At 37.6% G+C, this 12,671-nt stretch carries 9 protein-coding genes; 3 read left to right on the forward strand and 6 right to left on the reverse strand.

Annotated elements, in window-relative coordinates; translation table 11 throughout:
- Window positions 1–7: 7 nt before the first annotated feature.
- The gene (leuS, locus tag BUC21_RS06430) at window positions 8–2,797 is read right to left on the reverse strand and encodes a leucine--tRNA ligase (protein WP_073400381.1); all 2,790 of its coding nucleotides are present in this window, start codon (window positions 2,795–2,797) and stop codon (window positions 8–10) included.
- A gap of 352 nt (window positions 2,798–3,149) precedes the next feature.
- Here leuS and BUC21_RS06440 point away from each other — a divergent pair, with 352 nt between their 5' ends.
- The 3 genes from BUC21_RS06440 to BUC21_RS06450 all read left to right on the forward strand — a co-directional run bounded on the left by BUC21_RS06440 (window position 3,150) and on the right by BUC21_RS06450 (window position 8,904).
- A complete protein-coding gene (locus BUC21_RS06440) occupies window positions 3,150–4,085 on the forward strand; it encodes a hypothetical protein (RefSeq protein WP_073400385.1) in 936 nt (311 codons plus the stop codon).
- 111 nt (window positions 4,086–4,196) lie between these two features.
- Entirely contained in the window at window positions 4,197–6,812 is a 2,616-nt protein-coding gene (gene mutS, locus BUC21_RS06445) for a DNA mismatch repair protein MutS (RefSeq protein ID WP_217653507.1), read from the forward strand.
- A 22-nt stretch (window positions 6,813–6,834) separates the two neighbouring features.
- A complete protein-coding gene (locus tag BUC21_RS06450; protein ID WP_073400387.1) occupies window positions 6,835–8,904 on the forward strand; it encodes a family 20 glycosylhydrolase in 2,070 nt (689 codons plus the stop codon).
- A 70-nt stretch (window positions 8,905–8,974) separates the two neighbouring features.
- On the opposite strand, the gene BUC21_RS06455 is transcribed toward BUC21_RS06450, so the two are convergent.
- The 5 genes from BUC21_RS06455 to BUC21_RS06475 form a co-directional block, all read right to left on the reverse strand.
- Complete coding sequence (locus BUC21_RS06455) at window positions 8,975–9,658, reverse strand: GNA1162 family protein (protein WP_073400389.1); 684 nt, start codon at window positions 9,656–9,658, stop codon at window positions 8,975–8,977.
- A complete protein-coding gene (locus tag BUC21_RS06460; protein ID WP_073400391.1) occupies window positions 9,655–10,008 on the reverse strand; it encodes a DUF4810 domain-containing protein in 354 nt (117 codons plus the stop codon). Before BUC21_RS06460 ends, BUC21_RS06455 begins: the two co-directional genes overlap by 4 nt.
- On the reverse strand, window positions 10,005–10,343 hold the full coding sequence (locus tag BUC21_RS06465) for a hypothetical protein (RefSeq protein WP_073400393.1): 339 nt from the start codon (window positions 10,341–10,343) through the stop codon (window positions 10,005–10,007). Before BUC21_RS06465 ends, BUC21_RS06460 begins: the two co-directional genes overlap by 4 nt.
- Window positions 10,343–11,269, reverse strand: coding sequence for a CsgG/HfaB family protein (locus BUC21_RS06470; protein ID WP_073400395.1), 927 nt, complete (start codon window positions 11,267–11,269; stop codon window positions 10,343–10,345). Before BUC21_RS06470 ends, BUC21_RS06465 begins: the two co-directional genes overlap by 1 nt.
- A gap of 474 nt (window positions 11,270–11,743) precedes the next feature.
- Complete coding sequence (locus BUC21_RS06475; protein ID WP_073400397.1) at window positions 11,744–12,655, reverse strand: ketopantoate reductase family protein; 912 nt, start codon at window positions 12,653–12,655, stop codon at window positions 11,744–11,746.
- Window positions 12,656–12,671 lie beyond the last annotated feature (16 nt).

Consider the following 12,671-nt stretch of genomic DNA (forward strand, 5'->3'; position numbering starts at 1 on the left):
AGCTATATTAAACTACAATATTAACAATCTTCTTAGGAACAATAATAACTTTCTTGATAGGTTTACCTTCAATCCATTTAATGGCACCTTCTGATGCTAAAACTGTTTCCTGAATGGTGTTATTATCTGCATCGGCAGCAAACTCCATATTGAAACGAGCTTTACCGTTGAAAGAAATAGTATAGTTTACTACATCTTCTTTGAGGTAATCTTCATTATATTCAGGCCATTGAGCATCGCATACAGAAGTTGCGTTTCCTAAAGTCTCCCAAAGTTCTTCACTTATGTGTGGAGCGAATGGAGCCAGAAGAACAACTAAGTTGCTTAATATCTCTTTCTTGTTACATTTCAATGATGAAAGTTCGTTTACACAAATCATGAACGCACTTACAGAAGTGTTATAAGAGAATTGTTCAATATCGCCCGATACTTTCTTAATCAACTTATGAAGAGATTTTAATTCCTCTTTAGTAGCAGCTTCATCTTTAACAATATATTCTCCTGCTTTATTATAGAATAATGCCCAGAATTTACGGATAAAACGATGAACGCCATCAATACCATTAGTATCCCATGGCTTAGATTGTTCTACAGGACCGAGGAACATTTCGTACATTCTCAATGTATCGGCACCGTACTTTTCAACAATCATATCCGGATTAACCACGTTGAACATAGATTTACTCATCTTTTCAACAGCCCAGCCACAGATATATTTTCCGTCTTCAAGAATAAATTCTGCTGTTTTATATTCGGGATGCCAGTTCTTGAAAGCTTCCTGGTCAAGTATATCATTAGATACAATGTTCACATCCACGTGCAGAGGAGTTACATCATACTGGTCTTTCAGGTTCAGTGAAACGAAAGTATTGGTATCTTTTATTCTGTAAACAAAGTTACTTCTTCCCTGAATCATTCCCTGATTAATCAATTTCTGGAATGGCTCTTCTTTGATTGATACACCAATATCGTGAAGGAATTTGTTCCAGAAGCGAGAATAGATTAAGTGACCTGTAGCATGTTCTGTTCCACCTACGTAAAGGTCCACATTTTGCCAGTAAGCATTTGCTTTTGTAGAAACCAAAGCTTCAGTGTTATGCGGATCCATATAGCGCAAATAGTAAGCACTTGAACCAGCAAAACCAGGCATAGTATTTAATTCAAGCTGATATCCTTCTTCTGTTTTCCAGTTTTTAGCACGGCCAAGCGGTGGTTCTCCGGTTTCAGTTGGAAGGAATTTATCTACTTCAGGAAGTTCCAGCGGAAGTTTGCTTTCCTCAAGCATATAAGGCATTCCGTTTTTGTAATATACAGGGAATGGTTCACCCCAATAACGCTGACGAGAGAAAATTGCATCGCGAAGGCGATAGTTAACTTTTACTTTTCCAAGATTGTTTTCTTTGATATAAACTTTAGTCTTTGCAATTGCTTCTTTGATGGTAAGGCCATTCAATACCAATCCTCCTTCAGTAGCATGTTCTGGAAGAGGTGAATTCATCATGATTCCTTCTTTGGCATCGAAACTTTCTTCCGAAACATCACAACCTTCAATCAACGGACGAATTTCAAGTCCGAAGTGTTTAGCAAATGCATAGTCACGGCTATCGTGAGCAGGCACAGCCATGATGGCACCTGTTCCGTATCCCGCCAATACATAATCGCTAATCCAAACAGGAATTGCTTCTCTGGTTAACGGATTAATAGCGTATGAACCGGAGAATACACCGGTTACTCTGCGGTCGGCAATACGTTCGCGTTCGGTTCTTTTCTTTGTAGCGTCAAGGTAAGCCTGAACTTCTGCTTTTTGTTCGGCAGTAGTCAACTGAGCAACCAGTTCGCTTTCAGGAGCCAATACCATGAAGGTAACACCGAAAACAGTATCTGCACGAGTGGTAAAGATGGTAAATTCCAAATCGGAATCCTTCACGCTGAATTTCATTTCAGCACCCTCACTCCTACCAATCCAGTTCTTTTGAGTCTCTTTCAAAGAATCTGTCCAGTTTAAAGTTTCCAGTCCGTCAAGTAAACGTTGTGCATACGCAGATACACGCAAGCACCACTGGCGCATTACTTTCTGTATTACCGGGTGACCGCCACGCTCAGAAACACCATCAACCACTTCATCGTTGGCTAATACGGTTCCAAGTGCAGGACACCAGTTAACCATTGTATCGCCAAGGTAAGCAATACGATAGTTCAATAAGATTGTTTGTTGTTCTTTATCACTTTTAGCTTTCCATTCTTCAGCCGTAAATGAAAGTTCTTCTCCACATGCAGCGTTAAGTCCTTCAGTTCCTTTAGTCTCGAATCTTTTGATAAGATCGGCAATTGGAGTAGCTTTCTTGGCATCATTATCATAATAATGCTTGAACATTTGCTGGAAAGCCCACTGAGTCCACTTGTAATAATCGGGTTCGCAGGTGCGTACTTCCCTACTCCAGTCGAATGAAAATCCTATTTTATCTAATTGTTCGCGGTAGCGATTAATGTTGTTTACGGTAGTTATTGCAGGGTGCTGACCGGTTTGGATAGCATATTGTTCTGCAGGCAAACCATAAGCGTCATACCCCATTGGGTTAAGTACATTAAAGCCTTGCAGACGTTTATAACGGGCATAAATATCAGAAGCGATATATCCCAGAGGGTGACCTACGTGAAGTCCCGCACCCGATGGGTAAGGAAACATGTTTAATACATAAAATTTTTTCCTGGATTCGTCTTCCGTTACCTGATAGGTTTTATTTTCAACCCATCTTTCCTGCCATTTTTTCTCTATCTCCCTGAAATTATACTCCATAGCGATATATTTTTATCTTGTTGTATTAATTAATTCGTAAGTCATAATATAGACGGCAAAGATAATGAAAGATAAGCTTATTTGGGTGTTTCTTTCAGCAATTTCTTGACGATTTTAATTGTTTATCCTCGCATATTTCAAGTTTATCCATTATGTTTTTAAAATCTAATTTGAATAGTTATTATTTCCTTGTACAAAAGAATGCATTCTTCTGTACAAAACATTTAATTCTTCTGTACAAAAGAAAACAATCTTTTGTACAAGATATTTTTAACCAATCAAATTGTTTCGAAAATTGTTATAAATATGAAGAGAAATTGTATATTTGTGATAATCCTAATGCCTTGATATTATGAAAACAATAACCCTTTATCTTGGTAAGAAATACAGGCTATTCTGGGTAGTCGTACTTCTATTATCTTTTGTTCTTCTTTTTGCGATTATAGAAGAACTTCTAATTATGGTTTATCTATATTTTTTCTTGTTGTTTCCTTTGATATTTTATGCCTTTTCCAAAGGTATCGGGAAGGTGTGTTTAAAGGATGACAAGATTGTTATATACAATCTTTTTGCTTTTCCAAAAGCTGAGATTGAGCTAAATTCGCTTAAAGGGTTCGAATTTATGAGAGATTACTATTATTCTGTTCCTAAAGGAAGAGGCAAATATTTAGGAATTAGCGGACCAACAGTTATGATATTTCATACTAAGTCCGGCGAATGTAAAGCATTTTCTTTATTTGGATTTCACGATATTAAGATTATTCTCACTTATTTGCAAGATAACAATATACCATTTCTCAATTATAAACCAGTCGACTCTAAGGATACAAAAATTAAGGTAACTACATATCAGAAATCAGGTATGCAAGCTGTTTTTGCTATAATATTGCCTGCTTTGACATTGATTTTGATAATGGCTTTTATAACCTATAGGTTTATTATTAGTCCCGACAATCAAGTAATTCATTTACTACTTTGTTTATTACCTCTTTTGTTGTATTTAATTTATACTTACTGGGAGAGGATGTACTACATTAAAATGAAAGATGAATCGTTTAAAATAAAAAACTTGCTCAAAAGAAAAAGTAAAAAATTTAAGTATGATGATATAAAGAAAATAGCATTTGGTTCCAGTTTAGGAAAAGGAGCTTTTCTTTATATTGAGATCCTGGATAAAAACTATAAATATTATCAGTTCCCTTTAGATATGCTTCCTAAAAGAGAAATCAAAGAAATTGTTACAATATTCAAAGAAAAAGGGATAGATGCAACTTCCGAGTGCTGTTGATGGATATTTAATCGTTAATTATTATATAACTTTACACTTTTTCGACCTGCTTTTCTTCTCAAAAAGAACTATATTTGCGCTTATTATTCACTAAAATAAGAGGAAATAACCGTGGCAAATGATATAGTTCTTACCCCAATGATGAAGCAGTTTCTTGACCTGAAAGCAAAGCACCCCGATGCTGTGATGCTTTTTCGTTGTGGAGACTTTTATGAAACTTATTCAGATGATGCAGTAATTGCTGCTGAGATATTGGGAATTACCTTGACTAAAAGAGCTAACGGACAGGGGAAAACAATAGAGATGGCAGGTTTTCCGCATCATGCACTTGATACTTATTTACCAAAATTAATCAGAGCGGGCAAGAGAGTTGCTATTTGTGACCAGTTAGAAGATCCTAAAACTACCAAGAAACTGGTAAAGCGCGGCATTACCGAACTAGTTACTCCTGGTGTTTCCATCAATGATAATATTCTCAATTACAAGGAAAATAACTTCCTGGCAGCTGTTCATTTTGGAAAGAATGAGTGTGGTATAGCTTTTCTGGATATATCAACAGGGGAATTCCTTACTGCCGAAGGCCCATTTGATTATATAGATAAACTTCTTAATAATTTTGCTCCTAAGGAAGTACTTTACGAACGGAGCAAGAAGGGGATGTTTGAAGGTAATTTCGGAAATAAGTTCTTTACTTTCGAACTCGAAGATTGGGTATTTACTGAATCTAGTGCCCGCGAAAGACTACTGAAACACTTTGAAACAAGTAGCTTGAAAGGCTTTGGAGTGGAACATTTAAAATTCGGAATCATTGCTTCCGGGGCAATCCTTCAGTATCTTGATATCACTCAACACACACAAATAGGGCATATAACTTCGCTTTCAAGAATTGAAGAAGATCGTTTTGTCCGATTAGATAAATATACGGTTCGTAGTCTGGAGATTATTTCAAGCATGAACGATGGCGGGAAAAGCCTGTTGGATGTTATCGATAAAACAATAAGTCCGATGGGAGCTCGAATGCTAAAGCGTTGGATGGTATTCCCGTTAAAGGATGAAAAGCCAATCAACGACCGACTCAATGTTGTTGAATATTTCTTTCGCGAGCCGGAATTCAAAGAACTTATTGAAGAACAATTGCATCTGATAGGAGACTTGGAGCGAATTATCTCTAAAGTTGCTGTTGGGCGCGTTTCTCCCCGTGAGGTTGTTCAGCTTAAAGTGGCTTTACAAGCCATCGAACCAATAAAAGAAGCTTGTCTGAAAGCCGATAATCCAAGTCTGAATAGGATAGGAGACCAGCTGAATCTCTGTCTTTCTATCAGAGATAAAATAGAAAAAGAGGTAAATAACGATCCTCCGCTGTTAATAAATAAAGGCGGTGTTATTAAGAATGGCGTAGATTCCGATTTGGATGAATTGCGTAAGATTGCTTATTCTGGAAAAGACTACTTATTGCAGATTCAGCAACGCGAGAGCGAAATTACGGGTATTCCTAGTCTGAAGATTGCTTATAATAACGTTTTTGGTTATTTTATTGAAGTGAGAAATACTCACAAGGATAAAGTACCACAGGAATGGATTCGCAAGCAAACACTGGTCAATGCCGAGCGTTACATTACTCAGGAGCTTAAAGAATATGAAGAGAAAATTCTGGGAGCCGAAGATAAGATTCTTATTCTTGAAACAAAAATATATAATGAACTGGTTCTTGCTCTGACAGAATATATTCCGGCTATACAGATTAACGCCAATCAGATAGCACGTATAGACTGTCTTCTTTCATTTGCCAACGGTGCTGCACAGAATAAATACATTCGTCCCGTAATTTCTGATGATGATGTACTGGAAATTAAGCAGGGAAGGCATCCGGTTATCGAGAAGCAACTTCCGCTTGGTGAGCAATACATAGCCAATGATGTGACAATAGATACGGAACATCAGCAAATTATTATAATTACTGGTCCGAATATGGCCGGTAAATCGGCATTGCTACGCCAAACAGCCTTGATTACTTTAATGGCTCAGATTGGTAGTTTTGTACCTGCCGAGAGTGCACACATCGGTATTGTAGATAAAATCTTTACCCGTGTGGGAGCAAGCGATAACATTTCGGTAGGAGAGTCTACTTTCATGGTAGAAATGAATGAGGCTGCCGATATATTGAATAATGTTTCTCCCCGCAGTCTTGTATTATTCGACGAGCTTGGACGTGGAACTTCTACCTATGATGGTATTTCTATTGCCTGGGCAATTGTGGAATATATACACGAACATCCCAAAGCAAGAGCAAGAACATTGTTTGCTACCCATTATCATGAGTTGAATGAAATGGAAAAGTCCTTCAAGCGAATTAAGAATTACAATGTTTCTGTGAAGGAAGTCGACAATAAAGTAATCTTTCTTCGTAAGCTCGAACGGGGTGGGAGTGAACACTCTTTTGGTATTCATGTAGCAAAGATGGCGGGTATGCCAAAAAGCATCGTTAATCGTTCCAATGACATTCTGCATAAGCTTGAATCCGACCACCGTAAAAAAGGAATTTCAAACAAACATTTGTCGGAAGTAGGGGAGAACAGGGAAGGAATGCAGCTCAGCTTCTTCCAATTGGACGATCCTATCCTTTGCCAGATTAGAGACGAAATCCTGAATCTTGATGTTAACAATCTTACACCTCTCGAAGCCTTAAATAAACTGAACGATATAAAGAAAATCCTGAAGGGTAAATAATTTAATCAACCAAACATATACTATGAGAAAAGGCATTTTATTGTCATTGTTATTACTTATTATTTTCTTTTTTTCAGCCAGTGCCCAGGAACCTTGTCCGCAGGTTATTCCTTCTTTGAAGGAGTGGAAGGGTGGAAACGGCAAACTGTCTTTGAAAAAGAAAGGAAAGTTAGTGATTCCTCCGGAATACAGATCAAAACTTGTTGCCGGAGTAGAACAGTTTAAAAGTGATTTGCTGGAAATGTCCGGCATGAAGTACGAGGTTAAGTATGGTAAACCATCCAAAGGTGATATTTATTTCACACTGAATTTCAGCCAAAAATCGCTGGGAGAGGAGGGATATCAGATTAATATTGGCGATTATGTCCGTGTGGAAGCTCCTACAAAAACAGGAGCATTCTGGGCAACCCGAACTCTTCTTCAGATGATTGTGTCTGGTGGAACCGATTTTCCGAAAGGTGAGATACGAGACTATCCTGATTATGCGAGAAGAGGATTTATGCTTGATTGTGGACGTAAGTTTTTCCCTCATCAATACTTGAAAGATTACGTGCGTATTCTTTCTTTCTACAAGATGAACGAATTTCAGATTCACCTGAATGACAATGGTTTTGTGGAGTTTTTCGATAACGACTGGAGCAAAACCTATTCAGCTTTTCGTCTTGAAAGTACCAAGTTTCCTGGTCTGACAGCGAAAGATGGGTCTTATACCAAGAATGAATTCAGAGATTTGCAGCAAGAAGCCCAGTATTTTGGAGTTAATATTATCCCCGAAATAGATATTCCTGCTCATTCTCTGGCGTTTTCTCAGTTCAAGCCAGAGATAGGAAGTAAGGAGTATGGAATGGATCATCTGGATCTTTATAATCCCGAAACCTATAAATTTGTAGATGCCTTGCTTGACGAATATATTGGAGGCGATAATCCTGTTTTTATTGGCAAAGATGTGCATATCGGTACAGATGAATATAATAAAAAAGAGGCTGAAAAATATCGTTATTTCACTGACAGATATCTCAAATTTGTTGAGTCATATCATAAGAATCCTCGTATGTGGGGCGGTTTAAAGTGGCTTGCTGGTAAAACTCCCGTTAAATCCAAAGGCGTTATTGTAAATGCATGGTCGGCAGATTGGGTAGACCCTGTTCAGTCGCTGAAGGATGGCTATGAATTGATTAATACTTGCGATGGTTTTCTATATATTGTTCCCGGTGCCGGATACTATCAGGATTTTCTGAATACGGAATGGATTTATAATAACTGGAGCGTAACTAAGCTTAGCAGTGATATAACTTTGACAAAAGATGAACCAGGACTAAGCGGAGCTATGTTTGCCGTTTGGAATGATCACTGTGGAAACGGAATTTCTCAGAAAGATGTTCATTTGCGCACCATGCCAGCTTTGCAGACACTTGCTCAGAAAATGTGGAATGATGCCGGCAAACCTGCCGATTATGCTGCTTTTAATAAGCTGTGTAAAGGTATGATTGAAGCGCCGGGACTGAATCTTTCCGGACGAGTAAATGGTAAAACGGACGTTGTTTTAAAGTATGATTTAGTAAAGCCGAAGGCAAAAGATCTTTCCGGAAACGAATTTAATGTAAAGAAACGCAAGGATAATGTTATAGAAACACAGGTTTACGAAGTAGGTTACCCATATTCTGTTCAGTTCGATTTAAATCTTTCTTCAAACAATAATAAGGATGTTGTTCTTTTCGGGAATGATTATGTCAAAGTATATGCTAATTGGAATGGAACAGGCAAGATAGCTTTTTCACGTGAGGGATATACTTTCAACTTCGATACAGTAATTCCAGCCAACGAATGGGTTAATTTGCGTATTGATGGTACTGTAAATGGAATGAAGCTCTATATCAATGGAAAACAAGTTGAGGAACTTATGCCTAAGGAACGTGAATGTGCTAAGTTAAATGGTGGCTCTAGTAAAATGTATTACCAGTTTACATCATTCTTTCCTTTGCAATTTATTGGTGATAAAACAACCGGATTTAAAGGTGAAATGAAAAATCTGACGGTGAAACAAGAGAAATACTTAAACCTTCTTTATAATCCTGCCAGATTTCTTAAATAAGTAGTGATTCGGTATATATAGATACAATGATAAAGGGGTTTTCAAATGCGTTTGAAAACCCCTTTATATGTTATTTCTTAACTGTTGCTCTAAATTCTAAACCGCCTGCAGGAGTAGCCTGATCTGTATCGAAGGTACTTCTATACTTACCATCAGGTAAGTCGAATAGAGAGAACGTATTACAACTCCTTGCCGCTACAACTTTATCGGTTGATGCTGTTGCTATGGCTGATGCTGCCATGTCTACCAAAGCGCCCAAAAGACCACCGCTGCCGGAATTAATACTTAAATCTACCGTTAATGTACCTTTTCTGTTAAAGAGTATATCATTGCTTGTTGTCGATTTAAGCAGATATTCAATCTCTACCGTGATTGTGTTTCCTAAGGTAGATTTCTGCCATCGGTTAATGGTTGTAAAGAGAGCTGCGTCTGCTCCGAAAACTTCATGAAACTTTTTTAAATCGCCATTTATAAACATTTCCGAATCATAGGCACTTTCGCTTTTTAATGTTTCCATTGAAAGGAAAGGAGAGATTACATAATACCCTTTTTCACACAAAGGAATAGCCAATGATGTGTAAAAGTACTCTTTGGCTTCCACATTAACAGTCTTGTTTATTGGAGGCATAATAAGAATACTTGTAGGTTTTGCTTCATACATTTTAGGATAATTCTCTCCACGGGTAAAGTTTTTTGTTTCTCCGCACGAGGTAAGTAGCAGAACAACCAGACTTAGATATATTATTTTTCTCATTTTTCCAACATTTTAATGATTCTTTCAATAAATACTTTAGATTCAGGATATACCTCGATTTCCTTTTTCATCATGGAAATACCTTCTTCTTTTTTCCCTGTTTGAGCAAGGAGAAAACCATATTCGGCATAAGTTCCCGGAGGCACTACCTTACGGGTTCCCTGATCTTGTTTTGCAATTAATATTGCATAGGTATTTAATAAAGCTTCTGTGCTTTCCGGTGTTTGTTTTTTGTAGTAGTTATATGATGTTTTTTCGTAGTTTTTCCACGAGTAAAGCGCGCTTTGCTGAGTTGTACAAGAACTTAAAAACAGGGCAAAGCAAGCCACACAAATCAGTTTTATTTTCATGGTAATTGTATTTTTTTAGTTTCCTGAGCAGATACGAATATTACTTTTTCATAAATTACATTTCCATTGTAATACACCTTAAGGTTTCTTTTTCCCTTAGCAATGGCATATATATCTCTCTTGATTGTTCCTTTTTTCTCTTTAATAACTTTTGCGTTAAACGAGGTATTATTATCAACAGATACCTGAACTTCGCCATCATAATTCTCATTTGCAACGAAATAAAGATAAGCCTGGTCGGGTAATCCTCTTTCCTGACTGTAGTTTCCTACTTTACAGCTTGTAAAAAGTGCACAAATGCACACTAATAGCAGAGCAATATGTTTTGTTTTCATTATTTTATCTCCTCAATGTAATAGTTTGCTAGATTTGTTTTATCAATTTCCCCTTCGGTAAAGTTTACTATAGAGTATTCTGATTGGGGAGTATCTCCACCAACCATGGCAATAGAAATTTCACCTACCTTCTTTCCGGGAAGTTCTACGTTCAATCCTGTCTGTGGATTCTTAACTGTTTTTCCTTTTTCCTTTACTATAAACTTGTCTCCAACAGCTAATCCCTGGCTTTTTCCGCCCGAGATAAGAATTGCATCGTTATCGTAAGCAAGGAAATAAGACTTCCATGGTCTGTCCATGCAGTTATTAATGATATTTTCAACCAGTTTAGAGATTGCCATTGAAATAGCTTTATCACTTAAAGTAGCATCATAATCGGCTCTACCTCCCACTCCCATGGTTTGTTTGGTTTTTTGTTCGGCAGTTCCTTTGGCTTCTTCAGAATAGATAATCAATCCTGTGGAAACATCTACCAGACGTACGCTTACTGCAGCTTCCACAATCTGAGTTTTTGATGTTGAAAACACTTTTACATCACCCACATTTTTGCGGCCAAACTCAGTAATGGAACCAATAATAAGATAATCTGCTCCAACATTTTGATAAGAGTTTCCGGATTTTGATGATTCACTCAGTAGTTGGTTAAGATCATTGCGCTCAAGTAAAATGAATTTGTCTGAAGCAGCCAACTTTGCTGATAAAATGTCTAACGCTTGTTTACCCATCGGATCATTGTCTTTGTCGTAAAAGAGTCCTTTGGCATACTGTGTTTCGTTAGAGAAACGAGAAATAGCTACTTTCCTTTTTAGTGACTTACCAATTTGTTTTACAGATGATTCGGGTTCAACCACAGTTACTTTATTTTGCGCGTAAATTTCTGTCTGCGAGCAAATAAGTAACAGAACCAAATAGATGATTTTTCTCATGATATTTTTTTTTAATACATTTATGTTTTAGTAAGTCATAGCCTTACTTATAACAAAAGTATGTATTTTTCTGAAATAATACCATTTTTAGTATATTTATTTTGTTTTGTTGCAGAGGGAAGTGATAAGTGAATAATTTTTATATATGCCGCATGGGCATTACATGATATTAATCAACACATATAGAATGTTTTTTTAAATCATCCCTCATCCCTCACTAAAATCATCTGAAAAGCCCTATAATAAAGAGTTTTGACGGGTGAGGGATGCTTTTTATCCCTCACTATTTTGGGTTTATCCCTCACCTTTTTAGCATCATAAAGCTTGAATAGTAAATGATTTTGGTTTACGGAAATGTTGTATTGACTTTTGGAAAGCGGATAAGTAGGGGAGACTAAACAGAAAAATGCCCGAAAAAGATTGAATTTCTTTTTCGGACATTAAATAAATTAGAATGTTATTGAGTTTTTATGACTATCTAAACTTTTCAGCAACCAGTCTGTAAGTAGGCATATCAATTCCAAGTTCTTCTCCTTTAGCTATGAAGCTGAAAAGCAGACCGTCTACTTCCGATTCGTGACCTTTGCTTATGTCTTTTTGCATGGATGCTGTACTGGCGGGATCAAGCTTATCAAGAACTTTGAGATTGTAGGTTACTGGATCTTCCACGAATGTTATGCCAAGTGCTTTACCTATGGCTGCGCTTTCACGTGACAGACCAACGAAGGTATCTCTTTTGGTTCCCTCTTTTTGCAGCTCTCCCATTGGAACATCATAGTATGCACCGGTGCAAGCCATGGCGGAAATGAACGACCATTTCACGAAAGTATCGCGGTTTATATCCTCTGAAATAGGAGCTTTTATGCCGCTTTCCTGAAGATCTTTCTGCACTGCCAACAATCTTTCATAAGCTACATTGTCTTCCTTGCGGGCACCAAATACCAGGCGGAAGATGGTTCCCATCTGAGTAATCTCGCCGGGAGCGGAAACGAATCCTACAATGTAGATGCATCCGTCGAGAACCGTCACGTTTTCGACCTTGCGTTTAATCTTTGGTCCTGTGCCGTATACATTGAGAATCGGTATTACGATGGTGTCTTTGTGTGAAGCACGTTCAATCAGCTCGGTGATGGAATCAATTGAATATCCCTTTACACAAACAAAAATCACGTCAGCTTTGTCGTTATACTCCTCAGAAAGGCATGCGTTAACATGAACGGTATGATCACCTTTCAGTCCGGATTTCAACTTCAGGCCATTCTCCTGCATAGCTTTTAAGTGAGCTCCGCGGGCAATACAAGTCACATTGTGGCCTGCAAGGGCAAGGAATCCGGCAATACTTCCTCCTACGCCGCCCGTTCCAATAATCAGATACTTTGTCGCCATTTTATTTTTTATGAAT

Source organism: Bacteroides luti, assembly GCF_900128905.1.
Classification (GTDB): Bacteria; Bacteroidota; Bacteroidia; order Bacteroidales; family Bacteroidaceae; genus Bacteroides; species Bacteroides luti.